The sequence below is a fragment of the Rhodobium orientis genome (assembly GCF_003258835.1).
GTDB classification, from domain to species: Bacteria; Pseudomonadota; Alphaproteobacteria; order Rhizobiales; family Rhodobiaceae; genus Rhodobium; species Rhodobium orientis.
Genome location: NZ_NPEV01000001.1, coordinates 1 through 15433 on the forward strand (window position 1 = coordinate 1; position 15433 = coordinate 15433).

The 15433-nt window shown below is 65.8% G+C and carries 17 protein-coding genes; 6 read left to right on the top strand and 11 right to left on the bottom strand.

Annotation, left to right across the window (positions count from 1 at the left end):
• Positions 1-27: 27 nt before the first annotated feature.
• The 10 genes from CH339_RS00005 to CH339_RS00045 all read right to left on the bottom strand — a co-directional run bounded on the left by CH339_RS00005 (position 28) and on the right by CH339_RS00045 (position 8044).
• Entirely contained in the window at positions 28-795 is a 768-nt protein-coding gene (locus CH339_RS00005; RefSeq protein ID WP_111432214.1) for a 2-keto-4-pentenoate hydratase, read from the bottom strand.
• A 28-nt stretch (positions 796-823) separates the two neighbouring features.
• Positions 824-1849 (bottom strand): 4-hydroxy-2-oxovalerate aldolase, encoded by a 1026-nt coding sequence (dmpG, locus tag CH339_RS00010; RefSeq protein ID WP_111432215.1) that lies wholly within the window; start codon positions 1847-1849, stop codon positions 824-826.
• 11 nt (positions 1850-1860) lie between these two features.
• Entirely contained in the window at positions 1861-2808 is a 948-nt protein-coding gene (locus CH339_RS00015; protein WP_111432216.1) for an acetaldehyde dehydrogenase (acetylating), read from the bottom strand.
• A gap of 2 nt (positions 2809-2810) precedes the next feature.
• Positions 2811-3608: a 2-keto-4-pentenoate hydratase gene (locus CH339_RS00020; protein WP_245408080.1), complete on the bottom strand. Its 798-nt coding sequence runs from the start codon at positions 3606-3608 to the stop codon at positions 2811-2813.
• An 8-nt stretch (positions 3609-3616) separates the two neighbouring features.
• Positions 3617-5110 (bottom strand): 2-hydroxymuconic semialdehyde dehydrogenase, encoded by a 1494-nt coding sequence (locus tag CH339_RS00025; RefSeq protein WP_111432217.1) that lies wholly within the window; start codon positions 5108-5110, stop codon positions 3617-3619.
• Positions 5111-5135: 25 nt separating this feature from the next.
• Complete coding sequence (locus tag CH339_RS00030; RefSeq protein ID WP_111432218.1) at positions 5136-5570, bottom strand: GlcG/HbpS family heme-binding protein; 435 nt, start codon at positions 5568-5570, stop codon at positions 5136-5138.
• Positions 5571-5582: 12 nt separating this feature from the next.
• Entirely contained in the window at positions 5583-6503 is a 921-nt protein-coding gene (locus CH339_RS00035; protein WP_111432219.1) for a catechol 2,3-dioxygenase, read from the bottom strand.
• Positions 6504-6548: 45 nt separating this feature from the next.
• On the bottom strand, positions 6549-6881 hold the full coding sequence (locus tag CH339_RS00040) for a 2Fe-2S iron-sulfur cluster-binding protein (RefSeq protein ID WP_170138325.1): 333 nt from the start codon (positions 6879-6881) through the stop codon (positions 6549-6551).
• Positions 6882-7329: 448 nt separating this feature from the next.
• Positions 7330-7500 (bottom strand): hypothetical protein, encoded by a 171-nt coding sequence (locus tag CH339_RS24490; protein WP_170138326.1) that lies wholly within the window; start codon positions 7498-7500, stop codon positions 7330-7332.
• Between the two features lie 37 nt (positions 7501-7537).
• Positions 7538-8044 (bottom strand): hypothetical protein, encoded by a 507-nt coding sequence (locus CH339_RS00045; RefSeq protein WP_111432221.1) that lies wholly within the window; start codon positions 8042-8044, stop codon positions 7538-7540.
• A gap of 353 nt (positions 8045-8397) precedes the next feature.
• Here CH339_RS00045 and CH339_RS00050 point away from each other — a divergent pair, with 353 nt between their 5' ends.
• From CH339_RS00050 to CH339_RS00075, 6 genes are all read left to right on the top strand, one after another.
• Positions 8398-9618: an imelysin family protein gene (locus CH339_RS00050; protein ID WP_111432222.1), complete on the top strand. Its 1221-nt coding sequence runs from the start codon at positions 8398-8400 to the stop codon at positions 9616-9618.
• Entirely contained in the window at positions 9615-9947 is a 333-nt protein-coding gene (locus CH339_RS00055) for a (2Fe-2S)-binding protein (protein ID WP_111432223.1), read from the top strand. The genes CH339_RS00050 and CH339_RS00055 overlap by 4 nt, the downstream gene beginning before the upstream one ends.
• 105 nt (positions 9948-10052) lie before the next feature.
• Positions 10053-10538 (top strand): bacterioferritin, encoded by a 486-nt coding sequence (bfr, locus tag CH339_RS00060; protein ID WP_111432224.1) that lies wholly within the window; start codon positions 10053-10055, stop codon positions 10536-10538.
• A gap of 97 nt (positions 10539-10635) precedes the next feature.
• Entirely contained in the window at positions 10636-12198 is a 1563-nt protein-coding gene (locus CH339_RS00065; protein ID WP_111432480.1) for a di-heme oxidoreductase family protein, read from the top strand.
• On the top strand, positions 12198-13286 hold the full coding sequence (locus CH339_RS00070) for an imelysin family protein (RefSeq protein ID WP_111432225.1): 1089 nt from the start codon (positions 12198-12200) through the stop codon (positions 13284-13286). The genes CH339_RS00065 and CH339_RS00070 overlap by 1 nt, the downstream gene beginning before the upstream one ends.
• A 2-nt stretch (positions 13287-13288) precedes the next feature.
• Positions 13289-14377, top strand: a complete 1089-nt coding sequence (locus CH339_RS00075; RefSeq protein WP_111432226.1) for a DUF1513 domain-containing protein — start codon at positions 13289-13291, stop codon at positions 14375-14377.
• A gap of 198 nt (positions 14378-14575) precedes the next feature.
• On the opposite strand, the gene CH339_RS00080 is transcribed toward CH339_RS00075, so the two are convergent.
• Positions 14576-15403 carry an inositol monophosphatase family protein gene (locus CH339_RS00080; RefSeq protein WP_111432227.1) on the bottom strand — a complete coding sequence of 276 codons (828 nt, stop codon included), beginning with the start codon at positions 15401-15403 and terminating at the stop codon, positions 14576-14578.
• Positions 15404-15433: the final 30 nt, after the last annotated feature.

Below are 15433 nucleotides of genomic sequence, written 5' to 3' on the forward strand. Positions count from 1 at the left end.
CGGCCGCGCGGCCGGCGCCGGGAGATGTCAGTCCGCGACGCGGAATTCGACGTCGCCGAGGTTCTGGAACTCGCAGGAGACGTGGACGCCGGGGGCAAGGTGCGCGGCTGCCGTGGCGCCGCCGGCAAGCACGATATAGCCCGGCTCCAGCCGTTCGCCGGAGCGCGCGACCATGCGGGCGGCGGCAACGAGCGAGCGGATCGGATTGCCGAGGATCGCGGCCGTGGAGCCGATCTCCACCGGCCGGCCGTCGAACTTCATGATGATGCCGAGATTGGCGACGTCGGTGTCCGGGGCGTGCCAGCCGCCGACGACGAAGCCGGAGGAGGAGGAGTTGTCGGCGACGACGTCGCCGAGGGCGAATTTGAAGTTCTCGTAGCGGCTGTCGATGATCTCCAGCGCCGGGGCGACGGCCTCGACGGCGGCCAGCGCCTCCATCGGGCTGACGTCGCCGGCGAGCGGCTTCTTCATCAGGTAGGCGATCTCCGGCTCGACGCGCGGATGGACATAGCCGGCCATATCGAGGACGCCTCCTTCCTCAACGCGCATGGCGTCGGTCAGCCGGCCCCAGATCACCTCCGAGACGCCGACCTGCTCCATCTTGACGCGGCTCGTCAGCCCCATCTTGAAGCCGACCCGGCGCTCGCCGCGCTGGATGCGGCGCGAGACCGACATCGCCTGGACGGCGTAGGCCTCTTCCAGGGTCATCTCGTCGTCGCCGACGAATTGCGGGATCTCGGTGGCGGTGCGGGCCGCCTCGTCGACGATCTCGGCGAACTTGGCAAGGTTCTTCATTGCAGTCCTTCGTTTCGTTCTTGTGTGCCTATTCGGCGGCGTGCTGGCGTGCCTTTACGAGGTCGAGGGCGACATCGACGATCATGTCCTCCTGGCCGCCGACCATCTTGCGCCGGCCGAGCTCCACGAGGATGTCGCGGGTGTCGATGTTGTAGAGTTCCGACGCGTTCTCCGCGTGGCGCAGGAAGCTGGAATAGACGCCGGCATAGCCGAGGCTGAGGCTTTCGCGGTCGACGCGGACCGGGCGTTCCTGCAGCGGGCGGACGAGGTCGTCGGCGGCGTCCATCAGGCCGAAGAGGTCGCAGCCGTGCTCTAAGCCGGCCCGGTCCATGACCGCGATCAGCACTTCCAGGGGCGCGTTGCCGGCGCCGGCGCCAAGGCCGGTGAGCGAGGCATCGACGCGGTTGGCGCCCTCCTCGATGGCGGCGATGGAGTTGGCGACGCCAAGCGAGAGGTTGTGGTGGCAGTGGATGCCGAGTTCGGTCTCGGGCTTGATGGCATCGCGCACGGCGCGGATACGAGTGCGCACATCGTCGGGCAGCATGTAGCCGGCGCTGTCGGTGACGTAGATGGTGGTGGCGCCGTAGCCCTCCATGAGCTTTGCCTGTTCGGCAAGGCCTTCCGGCGAGTTCATATGCGCCATCATCAGAAAGCCGATGGTGTCGTAGCCGAGCTCGCGGGCGATCGGGATGTGCTGCTGGGAGACGTCGGCCTCGGTGCAGTGGGTGGCGATGCGGACGGAGCGGGCGCCGGCGTCGTAGGCATCCTTCAGGTGCTCGCGGGTGCCGATGCCGGGCAGGGAGAGAACGGTGACGACGGCAGTGTCTACGGCGTCGGCAACGGCGGCGATCCACTCGAAATCGGTGTGGGCGCCGAGGCCGTAATTGAAGCTCTCGCCGGCAAGGCCGTCGCCATGGGTGATCTCGATGGCAGCGACGTTGGCCGCGTCGAGCGCCTTGGCGATGCGCACGACGTCATGGAGATGGAACTGGTGACGGATGGAGTGCATGCCGTCGCGGAGCGTCACGTCCTGGATGTAGATTTTCTCGGTCATGTCTTTCTCCCTCAGGCCGCTTCGGCGTCGCGCTTCTTGTCCATCCAGCGCTCGGCGGTGGCCAGCGCGGCGGACGTCATGATGTCGAGATTGCCGGCATAGGCGGGCAGGTAGTGGGCCGCGCCCTCGACCTCCAGGAAGATGGTCGACTTGATGCCGGTGAACTCGCCATAGCCGGGGAAGCGGATCGGGTTGTTGTCGCCGAAGCGCTCGAACTGGACGTCCTGCTTGAGGCGATAGCCGGGCACGTATTCCTGCACCTTTGCGGCCATTTCCTCGACGCTTTTCTGGATCTCTTCCGGCTCGGCGCCCTGGCTCAGCACATAGACGGTGTCGCGCATCAGCAGCGGCGGCTCGGCCGGGTTGAGGATGATGATCGCCTTGCCGCGATGGGCGCCGCCGACGGTCTCGATGGCGCGGGCCGTGTTCTGGGTGAACTCGTCGATATTGGCGCGGGTGCCGGGGCCGGCGGACTTGGAGGCCACCGAGGCGACGATCTCCGCATAGGGTACGGACTTGGAGACCCGGGCGACGGCGTGGACCATCGGGATGGTCGCCTGGCCGCCGCAGGTCACCATGTTGACGTTCTGCTCGGTGAGGTGCTCGTCCATGTTGACGACGGGGATGCAGTGCGGACCGATCGCCGCCGGCGTCAGGTCGATCATCTGCTTGCCGTACTCTTTGCAGATGTCGTTGTGCTTCTTGTGGGCGTAGGCGGAGGTGGCATCGAAGACGACGCCGATCTCGTCCCAGACCGGCATCTTGACGAGGCCGTCGATGCCTTCGGCGGTCGTTGCCACCTTCAGGCGCTCGGCGCGGGCAAGGCCGTCGGAGGCCGGGTCGACGCCGACCATGGCGCCCATCTCGATGTTCTTGCCGGTGCGCATCACCTTGATCATCAGGTCGGTGCCGATATTGCCCGAGCCGATGATCGCGCATTTGGTCTTGGCATTGCTCATCGTTACTCTCCCTTGGCGAACTGGGCGCGGACGGAGCCGAGGCCCTCGATGCGGGCCTCGAAGACATTGCCGGGCTTGGCGACGACCATCGGGCCGAGGGCGCCGGACATGATCTGGTCGCCGGCGCCCAAGGGCCGGCCGACGCGGGCCATGGTCTTTGCCAGCCACAGGGCGGCGTTCAGCGGATGGCCGAGGCAGGCGGCGCCCGCGCCGGTCGCCATCGGCTCGCCCTTCAGGGTCATCACCATGCCGCAGCTCCGGAGATTGAGGCCGTCGAGTTTCCGCGGCGTGGTGCCGAGGACGTAGAGGCCGCTGGAGGCGTTGTCGGCGACGGTGTCGAGGATGCGGATATCCCAGTTGGAAATGCGGCTGTCGACGATCTCGACGGCCGGCAGGACGTATTCGATCGCGCTCATCAGATCGGACATGGTGAGGTCCGGCTCGGCAAGATCCCTGCCGACGACGAAGGCGACCTCCGCCTCGACCTTGGGCTGGATCAGCGTGCCGACCGGCACCTCCTCGCCCTCCGGCACCGACATGTCGGCGAACAGCATGCCGTAGTCGGGCTGGTCGACGCCGAGCTGCTTCTGCACGGAAACGGAGGTCAGGCCGATCTTGCGGCCGACGATCGTGCGGCCGGCATCGAGCCAGCGCTTCGTATTGATCTCCTGGACGGCATAGGCGCCGTCGACGTCGCCGTCCTCGAGCATGTCGCGGATCGGCGCGACGGGTTTCTTGGTGGCATGGGCATCGAAGATCGCGTCGGCGGCCTTCTGGATGTTTTCCTCAGTAGAACTCACGGCGCCTCTCACAGCTTCACGCAGACATTGGACAGTTCGGTGTAGAATTCGAGGGAATGGACGCCGCCCTCGCGGCCGATGCCGGACATCTTGGAGCCGCCGAAGGCGGTCCTGAGATCGCGCAGGAACCAGGAATTCACCCAGATGATGCCGGCCTCAAGGTGCCGCGAGACGCGGTGGGCGCGCGAGACGTCGCCGGTCCAGACCGCCGCGGCAAGGCCGTAGGGCGTGTCGTTGGCGAGGTGCAGAACCTCGTCCTCGCTATCGAACGGGCGGATGTGGCAGCAGGGGCCGAAGATCTCCTCCGTCACGATGGCGCTGTCGTCGGGAAGGCCGGTCCAGATGGTCGGCTCGACCCACCAGCCGCCATTGAGGTCGCCCATTTCCGGGATGCCGCCGCCGGTAACGACCGTGGCGCCTTCGGCGGCGGCCTTGTCGTAGTAGGACTTTACCTTGGCGCGGTGTTCCTCGGAAATCAGCGGGCCGAGATTGGTTTCCGGGTCGTCGGAATGGCCGAGCTTCAGGTTCGATGCCTTCTCGGCAAGGGTGGCGACGAATTTCTCGAAGATCGGCCGCTCCACATAGACGCGTTCGGTGCCGAGGCAGACCTGGCCGCAATTGGCGAAGACCGAGCGCATGGTGCCCTCGATGGCGGCGTCGAAATCGCAGTCGGCAAAGACGATGGCGGGGTTCTTGCCGCCGAGCTCGAAGGAGACGTCGCGCACGCCCCTGGCGGCGGCTTTCATGATGGCCTCGCCGGTGCGGGTCTCGCCGGTGAAGGTGATGGCGTCGACGCCGGGATGCTCGGTGAGGAAGGCGCCGGCGGCATCGGGGCCGTGGCCATGGATGACGTTGTAGACGCCCTTGGGGATGCCGACCGCGTTCATCACCTCGCCGAGGAGCGTGGTCGTCATCGGGGTCTCTTCCGACGGTTTGACGACGACCGTGTTGCCGCAGGCAAGTGCCGGGCCGACCTTCCAGGTCATCAGCAAGAGCGGCAGGTTCCAGGGCGAGATGACCCCGATGACGCCCTTCGGCTTCCGCACCGCATAGTTCATGGCACCGGCGCCGTCTGGGGTCTCCAGGAAGAAGCTCTCGGTGGGGACGTTCTTCACCACGTCCGCAAAAACCTTGAAGTTGGCGGCGCCGCGGGGAATGTCGATATGGGCGGCGAGCGACTTCGGCTTGCCGGTGTCGGCGATTTCGGCGGCAAGGAAGTCGTCGAAGCGCCGGTCGATCTCGTCGGCGACCGCATAGAGCAGCTTGACGCGCTCGGCCGTCGACATGCGGCCCCAGTCGCCGTCAAGGGCGGCGCGGGCGGCGGAGACCGCGGCGTCGACGTCTTCCTTCGTTGCCTTGTGGATGACGCCGAGCTTCTCGCCGTTCAGCGGGCAGATGTTGTCGAAGGTCTCGCCGCCGGAGCCGGCGACGAATTCGCCGTTGATGAAATGCTTGATCTCGACCGTTTCGGTCTCCGCTTTCAGCGCTGTCTGTGTGCTCATCGTCGTCTTTCCGGGCTGGTTGATCTTATTTTTCGGGGGCAAGGCCGATGGCTTTCAGCCCGGCCGTTGCGCAGATTTCGTCTTCCTCGGCCGAGGCACCCGAGACGCCGATGCCGCCGACGATTTTCCCGTCGACCGATATCGGCAGGCCGCCGGCGAACATCACCAGGCGGTCGCGGACCATCAGGCCGTCGCGCAGCATGTCGTCGCCGGCAACGACCGCGCCCCACTTCGAGGTGGCAAGGCCGAAGCTTGCCGAGGTGAAGGCCTTGTCCTCGGCGATGGAAATGGAATGGAGCGGCGCGCCGGGCGCCCTCAGGAAGGCCAGCAGGTGGCCGCCGGTATCGACGACCGCGGCGTTGATCGGCCGTTCCATCTCAAGGCCCGTCCTGACCGCGGCTTGAACCGCGGCCAGGCCGGCCTCGAACGTCAGACAGGTGCTGGGTTCGACAACCTTCATCGGACTATCCGGTCAGGTGACCACCGACAGGAAGGCTTCGTTGAGTTCGCCTTCGTAGTAGAAGATGCCGCGACCGACCTGGTCGGCGCTCCAGCGGCGGGTCGGGTTGTCGGGGTAGTAGGTGTAGCCGCCGGCATAGACCTCGTTGCGATTGCCGCTCGGGTCGAAGAAATAGATCGTCTGGCCGCGGGTGATGCCGTGGCGGGTCGGGCCGACGTCCCGGGAGATGTTGTAGTGGGTCATGATGTCGGCGGCGTGGCCGACGTCGTTCCAGCTCTCCAGGAAGAAGGCGGCGTGGTGGAACTTGCCGGGCTCGGCATGGTTCACGAAGGCGATGTCGTGGGCCTTGTTGGAGACCGTCAGCCAGATCGCCAGCTTGCCGTCCGGGGTGTCGACATATTCGGCGAGCGAGAAGTCGAGCACGTTGGTGAACAGGTCGAGGACCTCATTGAGGTTCGGGCCGTAGAGCAAGGCGTGGTCGAAGCGGGTCGCCTTCATGCCGCGCGGCTCGACCGGCCAGATCATCGGGTTCTCGATCGCCGGGTGGGTCTCCGACATCTCGATGTCGGCATAGAGCTCGATGCGGTGGCCGCTCGGGATGGTGAAGCCGATGCGGCGGCCGACGCCCGGCTGCTCGCCGGCGGGCACCTCGTCGGTGGCGACGCCGTAGGCGTTGAGGCGCCTGGTGAAGTCATTGAGCGAGGCGTCGCTGTCGACCTTGAAGGCCATCAGGTCGATGCCGGCCTGGTCGGCCTCACGCAAGATGAAGCTGTGGCGGTCGAACTCGTCCCAGCCCTTCAGAAACACGCGGCCGTCGTCGCTGCGGCTGACCTCGTTGAGGCCGACGCGGTCGATGTAGTGGGTCAGCGCCTCATCCATGTCCAGGACGCGGAGCTGGATGAAGCCCGGACGCAAGATCCCTTTGAGTGCCATTTGTCGTCTCCCTTGACGTTTCCCGTGATGCCGTTGCGGCTGCCTTTAAGCACATTTTTGCCGCGGCACCGGTGTCTTGACCGCGTTGCGCAGCACCATGTCGCTGGTCGGCGTGATGCGGCAGGACAGGGCAAAGCCCGCTGCCGCCTCCGCGTCGTCGACATGGTTCTTCCCCATCCGCAAACGGTCGCAGTCGCCTTGAAGGATCTGGACCCGGCATGCCCCACAGCCGCCGCCCCGGCAGCCGACCTGGATCTTGCGCAGACGCGCCCGCTCCATGGCGGCCAATACCTTTTCGCCTTCGCGGCAGTCGAAGCTGTCGCCGCTTTCGAAGGTGATGCGGTAGGTCTTCGGGGCCGTTCCGGCGGCATCAGCCATGAAGGCCGGATCCTTCTTCAACGTTTCCATCGGCGCGAGTTTTGTCCGGTCCGTTATTGCGGGCCGCCGCTCGCTTACGGGATGCATCATGAAGGCCTAAAATATCGTCTGTCAACAAAAATATCGTTATTTAAAGACTCTCTCGTTTATTTGTTTCGGGCAGACGAGCGCTATTGTCCGCCCGGCGACAGGGCGCTTGCGAGACGGGAAAACAGCGGATTTTCAGGAATGGTGGAAGCAGCCTGCGGAGGCAGTGCGAGCCCTTTTTATGCGGGCTGCTGAACTCGATATCTGCCCGCGAAGACACATTGACGCCGAGGAGTTCCGGGAGTGCGCAAGCTACGAACCGGACAGCGGTGGGCTGAGGCGCAGGAGCCCGATGAACGGCATGCCGTGAAGCGGCGGGATCGGATCAGGATCCGACGGCGGGCCTTGAGTCGGTTTCGCCTCAGACCGCGGCGGAGCGCCGGGGCTCCTCGCGGCAGGGCTCGTCGTCGGTTGCCGGCTCCTCCACATGGAGGCGGATGACGTTGGACGGGCCCTTGCCCCGGCGATGGCCGGCCTCGGCAGTCAGGAGTTCGGCGAGGGTCCGGGCGGGCAGCATTCTGAGGGCGATCATCTGGTTTCCCCGGTTCTGGTTTTTTGGCGCCGGAGCCTTAAGGGGCCGGGCGCAGCGCTTGTTGGTCCTGGCGCGGCTCCAGCGTCATGCCGGCCGCGCCGAGCACGGCGGCGAAATCGCAGGCGGTCTTGACGACCTCGTCGGCGTCGGGCGTGCCGAGGAGGGTGGCGGCAACGCCGCGCACGGCCTCCTCCGTCTCGTGCTGGCCGGCGGCGATCATGGCGATGCCGAGCCGCTCGTCGCGGCAGAAGGCGACGCCGTCGAAGGGATCGTAGAACGGGTAGAACTCGATCTGCCGGCTGGCGGCGGCGCTCAGCGCCCGCACCCAGCACGACAGTTCCGTGATCGCGCCCTTGGCCGCGTCGGCGCCGAGCCTGTCGCGATAGATGCGCCAGCCGGCCTCCCAGCAATTGATGTCGCAGGTGGCGAACCCCGCCATCCAGCAGCGAAAGCCGATGCCGACGAGCCGTTCGGGTATCCTCAGGGTGCCGCCGGCCTCGCGGAGCGGGCAGATGTCGCCCTTCGGGCATGGAATGCAGTTCATCGCGGCGGCTCCCCTCCACCGTGCGTGCCGTCGTCGCAGCAGGGTGCGCATCTCATCCGCATGACGCTAATGAGAATGAGTTGCAATAGCAATAAGTAAAACAGCGGATGTGATTAAATTATAATCGATCTAAGATTATGCCGTGGGATTGTGCAGAACTGGCGTGTTTCCGGAATTTTTAAATGTCTATGCGCAATATCCCTTAATTGCCATTGAAAATCATTCGCATTAAGAGTAGGGATGCGTCACTCGCCAAGGCGAGAAAACAAGGGGAAGGACAATTTATGTTGCCAATCGTACGTGCCCAGTTCGTCCGGGCTTGTGGAGTTGCCGGGCTTGTAGCGGGGCTGACGATGATCTCACCCGCCGCCGCCGAGGTTGACGAAAAGGCGGTCCTCGACACCTACGCGGATATCGCGGAGGCAGGCTACGGGGACTCTCTGGCCGCTGCCAGGACGCTCGATGCGGCCATCGACAAGTTGATCGCCGATCCTTCCGAGGAAACGCTTGCCGCCGCGAAAGACGCCTGGCGTGCCGCCCGCATTCCCTATCAGCAGACCGAGGCGTTCCGCTTCGGCAACCCGATCGTCGACGACTGGGAGGGCAAGGTGAATGCCTGGCCGCTCGACGAGGGCCTGATCGACTATGTGAAGACCGACACTTACGGCATGGAGTCCGACGAGAACGAACTCTTCACCGCCAACGTCATCGCCAATGAGACGATCACCATCGGCGGCAAGGAGATCGACACCTCCAAGATCACGCCGGAGCTTCTCGGCGAGACCCTGCACGAGGCCGGCGAGGTCGAGGCGAACGTGGCCACCGGTTACCACGCCATCGAGTTCCTGCTCTGGGGCCAGGACGTCAACGGCACCGACGCCGGCGCCGGGACCCGTCCGGCGACCGATTTCGACACCGCCAACTGCACTGGCGGCCATTGCGACCGTCGCGCGGCCTACCTCAAGGCGGCTTCCACGCTGATGATCAGCGACCTGGAAGAGATCGCCGCGGCCTGGTCGGACGGCGGGGCGGCCCGCAAGGACGTGATGGAGGGCAAGGCCGGCCTCGTTCGCATCCTGACCGGCATGGGTTCGCTCTCCTATGGCGAGCTTGCCGGCGAGCGCATGAAGCTTGGCCTGCTGCTGCACGATCCGGAGGAAGAGCACGACTGCTTCTCCGACAACACGCACATGTCGCACTTCTTGGACGCAAAGGGCATCAGCAACGTCTACCACGGCAAATACACCCGCATTGACGGGACCGTCGTGGAGGGGCCGAGCCTGTCCGACCTGGTCGCCGGAAAGAACGCCGACCTCGATAAGGAACTGAGCGGCAAGCTCGAGGCGACCATGGCGGCGATGACGACCATGAAGGAGCGCGCCGAGGGCGGCGAGGCCTACGACCAGATGATCGGCGAGGGCAATGACGAGGGCAACGCCGTCGTCCAGGCCGCGATCGACGCCCTTGTCGACCAGACCCGGTCGATCGAGCGGGTGGTCGCCGAACTCGACCTCGATGCCATCGATTTCGAGGGCTCCGACAGCCTCGACAATCCGAACGCGGTGTTCCAATGATCGTCTGCAGTTGCAACGTCATCAGCGATTTTGAAATCGAGGAGGCCGTTCTCGGCCTCCTCGAGGACGATCCCTGGCGGCTTATCGTCCCCGGCCACGTCTACAAGGAGATGCGGAAACGGGGGAAGTGCTGCAACTGCTTTCCGAACGTCGTCCAGATCATCGAACGCGTCACCGAACGCTTCCATCGCACCCTGGGAACCGCCGATGCCGACCGCACGGCGGCTTTCCTGTCGAACCTGAAGGCCGAGCACCGCAGGATCGTGGAGATGCGCCGGGCCCGGCGCGAGGCCGCCGCAAAGCAGTGGAAAAAGACGATCGCCGCGTGATCGCCGGCCGCCCGCCACGACTACGCCCCTTTGAATGTGGCGCCATTCGTTCTATTTGCATTGGGAGACGACATCCCAATGCGAGACGGAAAGGACGAATAGCCGATGAAGGGCGACCCAAAAGTCATTGAATGTTTGAACGAAGCGCTCTTTATGGAACTGGCGGCGATCAACCAGTACTGGCTGCATTACCGGCTGCTGGACGACTGGGGCTACACGCTGCTGGCCAAGAAGGAACGGGAAGAATCCATCGAGGAGATGGGCCACGCCGACAAGCTGATCGAGCGCATCATCTTCCTGGAGGGGCTTCCAAACCTGCAGACCGTTGCGCCGCTGCGCATCGGGCAGTCCGTCAAGGAAGTGCTCGACAGCGACCTGGCCGCGGAATACGAGGCGCGCGAGGCCTATGCCAAGTCGCGCGAGGTGTGCCGCGAGGCGCGCGACTACGTCTCCATGGAACTCTTCGAGGAACTGCTGACGGACGAGGAAGGTCATATCGACTTCCTGGAAACCCAGCTCGAGCTTTTCAAGGAAATCGGCCCGCAGAACTACGGCCAGCTCAACGCCGGTCCGGCGAGCGAAGCCGACTAGGCCGCCGGCCGATCCCGAATTCGACGGGCCGGCGCATGCCTCGATATGTGCCGGTCCGGCTTTTGCGTAGTCATTTCCTGATCAAATGCGCGATACGATGCTTGCGGGTGCCCGATGGCGCCGAGGCGCGCGCGTGACGGGGCGGCGTTTCCTTTCGGCGGCCGGCGTCGGCGCGCTGGCATTCGTTGCCGGCCTTGCCACGACGATCGCTGCCGACAAGGGCGGCCGCGACGACCTTTCCGCCGACGACGCGGCGCGCGTTGCCGCCGTCATCCGGCCGACCACCGACTTTTCCACGGCCGAGCGCTTCGAGGCTCGATCCGCCGGCGCGGGCACCCATATGAAGCGGGTGACGCGGATGGCGTTTTCCCAGCCGCTCGCCAATCTGTCCCGCAAAGACGAGACCGAATTCCGCTTCGGCAACGGGCTGTTCGAAAAGCTCTGGGTCTCTTCGCCCTCATCGACCCGGGCCTCCGACGGCCTCGGGCCGCTCTTCAACGCCCGTTCATGCCAGAGTTGCCATGTGCGCGACGGCCGCGGCCGGCCGCCGGAAGCACCCGGCGCCAGCGCCGTCTCCATGTTCCTCAGGCTTTCCGTTCCGCCCGAGACCGATGCGGACCGCAAGGCGCTGGCGACGAAGGCGGTGCTCAGCGTTCCGGAGCCGACCTATGGCGGCCAGCTTCAGGAGTCCGCCGTCACCGGGCTTGCCGCGGAGGGGCAGCTCCATGTGGACTACACCGAAGAGACGGTCGTGCTTGCCGGCGGCGACACGGTCCGCCTGCGCCGGCCGCACTACCGGGTGACGAATCTCGGCTACGGGCCGATGCACCCGAAGGTGCAGCTCTCTCCGCGCGTGGCGCCGCAGATGGTCGGCCTCGGGCTGATCGAGCAGATCCACGAGGCCGATATACTTCGCCTTGCCGACCCGATGGATGCCGACGGCGACGGCATTTCCGGCAAGGCCAGCATGGTGCGCGACCATGATGGAACCCTCGTCCTCGGCCGGTTCGGCTGGAAGGCGTCGATGCCCTCGGTGCTGGAGCAGTCCGCCCACGCCTTTTCCGGCGATATCGGCATTTCCAATCCCCTGATGCCCGATGCCTTCGGCGACTGCACGGCGCGCCAGCCGGACTGCCGGGGGATGCCGACGGGCGAGCAGGCCAATCTCGGCGCCACCGAGGCGCCGGATCCGGTGCTGGCGATGGTCGTCCATTATTCTGAGAACGTTGCCGTGCCGGCCCGGCGCGATGTCGGCGATGCCGCGGTGCTGCGCGGCAAGAAGGCGTTCTACGGTGCCGGTTGCGCCTCCTGCCATACGCCGAAATTCGTCACCCGCCGCGATGCGCCGAACCCGGCCCACCGCTTCCAGCTCATCTGGCCCTATTCCGATTTCCTCTTGCATGACATGGGCGAGGGGCTTGCCGACCGCCGGCCCGTCGGCGATGCTTCGGGTCGCGACTGGCGCACGCCGCCACTCTGGGGCATCGGGCTGACAAAGACCGTCAGCGGCCATACCTACTTCCTGCATGACGGGCGCGCCCGCACCCTGCTGGAAGCCATCCTCTGGCATGGCGGCGAGGCCGAGGCGTCGCGCGATGCCGTCGTCGACCTTCCGCCTTCCGCCCGCGCCGATCTTCTGAAATTCCTGGGGTCCCTGTGATGCCGTTTGTTCACGCCGTTCTCGCCCTTCTCGTTCTCGTCGCGGCCTTTCCCGGTACGGCGGTGGCCGAACCGGTCGACGCCTATCCGCGGATCGTGGAACGGACCATCACCGAGTTCATCCGCCCCGGCTACGACCGGCTGGCGGCGGAGGCCGGCGCCATGGACAAGGTCGCCGCTGCGCTCTGCGCGTCGCCGTCCGAGGAGACGCTCAGTGCTGCCCGCGGGCAGTTCGCCGATCTGGTCGATGCCTGGTCGCGGGTGGAACTCCTCCGCTTCGGCCCGGTGCGCGAGGACAACCGCTATGAGCGCCTCAATTTCTGGCCGGACCGGCGCAGCCTCGGGCTTCGCCAGGTGCAGCGGATCATTGCAGGCAAGGACGAAAGCGCCATCGGCGCCAAGGCGCTATGGGACAAGAGCGTCGCCGTCCAGGGCCTCGGGGCGCTGGAATTCGCCCTCTTCGGCACGGGCGCCGACAAGCTCGCCGAAGCCGGCGCTGCCGATTTCCGCTGCCGCTACGCCGAATCCATCGCCGCGCGCATGGCCGCGACGGCCGGCGATGTCGCCTCGGACTGGAACAAGGCAGACGGTTTTTCCGCCGTGCTCCTTGAGCCCGGCGACGACAACCCGGTCTATCGGACCCATGGCGAGGTCGTGCAGGATTTGCTCAGGGCGATGACCGAGGAAATGCAGTTCGTCCGCGACCTCAAGATCGTCGCCATCATGGGCGAGGACGCCAAGGACGCGAACCCGCGGGTGGCGCCGTTCCGCCGTGCCGGGCTCACCGTTGCCGCCATCAAGGCGAATGTGGAATCGGTGCTGGCGATGTTCGAAAAGGGCGACTTCATCTCCGCCCTCGGCGAGGAGGATGCCTGGCTGTCGCAGTCGCTGCGCTTCGAGATCGGCCAGGTGTTCCAGTCGCTGGGCCAGGTGGAGGACGATTTCGGCAAAGCCTTGCGCGACGAGGACAAGCGCAAGTTCCTCGATCTCGTGCTCCTCAGCCTGCATGGCGCCAAGGAGTCCATCGGCGACTACTATGCCGGCCGGACCGGGCTCGCCATCGGCTTCAATTCCTTTGACGGAGACTGACCGTGATCGAGATCGACCGGCGCCGGTTCCTTGCCGGCGCGCTTGCCAGCGGGCTGGCGACGGCCGTTGCCGTGCCGGCAGAGGCGTCCGGGGGCGAAGCGACCTATGTCACCGCGATCCGCAACGCCGACGGCAGCTTCGGCGTCGCCGTTCTCAACGCGGAGGGAACCCTCCTTTTCACCGACACCATGGAGGGGCGGGGCCACGGTGCCACCGTCTCGCCGGACAATTCGACCGCTGTCGTCTTCGGCCGGCGGCCGGGCAAGTTCGCGGCCGTGGTCGACATTGCGGCCGGAAGGATCGTGCGCACCATTCCGGCGGCGAAGGGCCGCCATTTCTGCGGCCACGGGCTCTATACGCCGGACGGGCGCCTGCTCTATGCGACCGAGAACGCCTATGAGCTGGAAAAAGGGATGCTCGGCGTCTATGACGTTGCGGCAGACTACCGGCGCATCGGCGAGATCTGGACCGGCGGCATCGGCCCGCACGAGACGCTGCTGATGCCGGACGGCAAGATGGCGGTCGTCGCCAATGGCGGCATCCTGATCGATCCGATGTATGGCCGCCAGAAGCTCAACATCGCCACCATGGAGCCCTCGCTCGCCTATCTCGACCTTGAGAGCGGCGACGTCGTCGACAAGATGGAGCTTGGGCCTGAGCGCCACCAGCTGTCGATCCGCCATATCAGCATCGACGGCGAGGGTGCGGTCTGGTTCGGCTGCCAGTATGAGGGGCCGAAGACCGACCGGGTGCCGCTGATCGGCAAGCACAAGCGGGAGGGCGAGCCCCAGATGATGTCGGCGCCGCCGCAGGTCATGCGCGGCTACCGGCAGTATGTGGGCTCGGTCGCCACCAGCCGCGACGGCACGCACGTCGCCACCTCCAGCCCGCGCGGCGGCGTCATGACGATCTGGAACTGCGCCACCGGGACCATCGTCTCGGAAGCGAAGGTAGAAGACGTCTGCGGTCTTGCGCCCGATGCCGGCAACGCCTTCTTCGGCACCTCCGGCACCGGCCTCGTCTTCGACGGCGACAGGAACCTCGCCCGCTATCCGGGCATCGCCTTCGACAACCACATGCGGATGGTTTGAGGGCCGGTGGGCGGAGTTTCAGCAAGTGGTGCATTGCGCTCGGGAGCGCGCTGCGCTGGATTGCTTCGCTGCGCTCGCAATGACGGTAATTTATTGATTTATTGGGGGTTTTTCGTCATTGCGAGGAGGCCGTAAGGCCGACGCGGCAATCCAGCCGACCTTTCAGGGGCACTCCTTCGCCGGCAACGGACCTCTTGCCTACCCGACCTCGAAATGCTCCCTGAGCGCGAGCCATGTCGCCTCGTCCGGCGCCAGCAGCAGCATGCCGTCCTCGCGGGCCGGGGTGTAGGGGCGGCCGTCGACGAGGGCGGCGTGGCCGCCGGCTTCGCGGAAGATCAGTTCGCCGGCCGCGTGGTCCCAGGGCCGGATATGCGGCGTCAACAGGAAGGAGGCGCTGCCGAGGGCGAGCATGCGGTATTCGTAGGCGGAGCAGCGCAGCGTCAACACCCTGTGGAAGGCGGCGAGTTTTTGCGCCATCCGGGCCTTCGCCTTATCCTCGAACAGGAAAATCGAGAAGAAGCCGACGGCGTGCCTGAAGTCCTCGACGGGGGCGACGGTGAGGCGCTGGCGGGCGCCCTTTGCGTTGCCGTACCAGGCCCCAAAACCCTCGATCGCGCAAACCCAGTCGTCGCCGAGGGGATCGTAGACGATGCCGAGTTTCGTCTGTCCGCCTTCGGCGACGGCAAGCATGACGCCGAAGATCGGCAGGCCGTCGACGAAATTCCAGGTGCCGTCGATGGGGTCGATGATGACGGCCCGTTCCGCATCGGCGATCTTGGCCAACAGGCCGGGGTCGTCGGCGACGGCCTCCTCGCCGATCACGGTGGCGATGGGAAAAGCTTCGCGGACGCGGGCGGTGATCACCTCTTCCGCGCGCCGGTCGGCCTTCGTCACGAAATCGGTGGCGTGGGCCTTGGTGTCGATGGCCTCGCGCGGGAGATTGCGGAATAGAGGTACAATCTCGTCGCTTGCGGCCTGGCGGACGATGTCGATGAGGGTGGCGAGGGTCGCCTCGGAGAAATCCATGTCACGCGGTCCGATGGCAGGCGGGAGGGC

What these genes read in the sequence shown, in the direction of transcription:
- CH339_RS00005 (WP_111432214.1), bottom strand. Translation starts at nt 795, where the DNA reads ATGAAGAACCTTGCCAAGTTCGCCGAGATCGTCGACGAGGCGGCCCGC.
- dmpG (WP_111432215.1), bottom strand. Translation starts at nt 1,849, where the DNA reads ATGACCGAGAAAATCTACATCCAGGACGTGACGCTCCGCGACGGCATG.
- CH339_RS00015 (WP_111432216.1), bottom strand. Translation starts at nt 2,808, where the DNA reads ATGAGCAATGCCAAGACCAAATGCGCGATCATCGGCTCGGGCAATATC.
- CH339_RS00025 (WP_111432217.1), bottom strand. Translation starts at nt 5,110, where the DNA reads ATGAGCACACAGACAGCGCTGAAAGCGGAGACCGAAACGGTCGAGATC.
- CH339_RS00030 (WP_111432218.1), bottom strand. Translation starts at nt 5,570, where the DNA reads ATGAAGGTTGTCGAACCCAGCACCTGTCTGACGTTCGAGGCCGGCCTG.
- CH339_RS00035 (WP_111432219.1), bottom strand. Translation starts at nt 6,503, where the DNA reads ATGGCACTCAAAGGGATCTTGCGTCCGGGCTTCATCCAGCTCCGCGTC.
- CH339_RS00040 (WP_170138325.1), bottom strand. Translation starts at nt 6,881, where the DNA reads ATGGCTGATGCCGCCGGAACGGCCCCGAAGACCTACCGCATCACCTTC.
- CH339_RS24490 (WP_170138326.1), bottom strand. Translation starts at nt 7,500, where the DNA reads ATGATCGCCCTCAGAATGCTGCCCGCCCGGACCCTCGCCGAACTCCTG.
- CH339_RS00045 (WP_111432221.1), bottom strand. Translation starts at nt 8,044, where the DNA reads ATGAACTGCATTCCATGCCCGAAGGGCGACATCTGCCCGCTCCGCGAG.
- CH339_RS00050 (WP_111432222.1), top strand. Translation starts at nt 8,398, where the DNA reads ATGATCTCACCCGCCGCCGCCGAGGTTGACGAAAAGGCGGTCCTCGAC.
- CH339_RS00055 (WP_111432223.1), top strand. Translation starts at nt 9,615, where the DNA reads ATGATCGTCTGCAGTTGCAACGTCATCAGCGATTTTGAAATCGAGGAG.
- bfr (WP_111432224.1), top strand. Translation starts at nt 10,053, where the DNA reads ATGAAGGGCGACCCAAAAGTCATTGAATGTTTGAACGAAGCGCTCTTT.
- CH339_RS00065 (WP_111432480.1), top strand. Translation starts at nt 10,636, where the DNA reads ATGCTTGCGGGTGCCCGATGGCGCCGAGGCGCGCGCGTGACGGGGCGG.
- CH339_RS00070 (WP_111432225.1), top strand. Translation starts at nt 12,198, where the DNA reads ATGCCGTTTGTTCACGCCGTTCTCGCCCTTCTCGTTCTCGTCGCGGCC.
- CH339_RS00080 (WP_111432227.1), bottom strand. Translation starts at nt 15,403, where the DNA reads ATGGATTTCTCCGAGGCGACCCTCGCCACCCTCATCGACATCGTCCGC.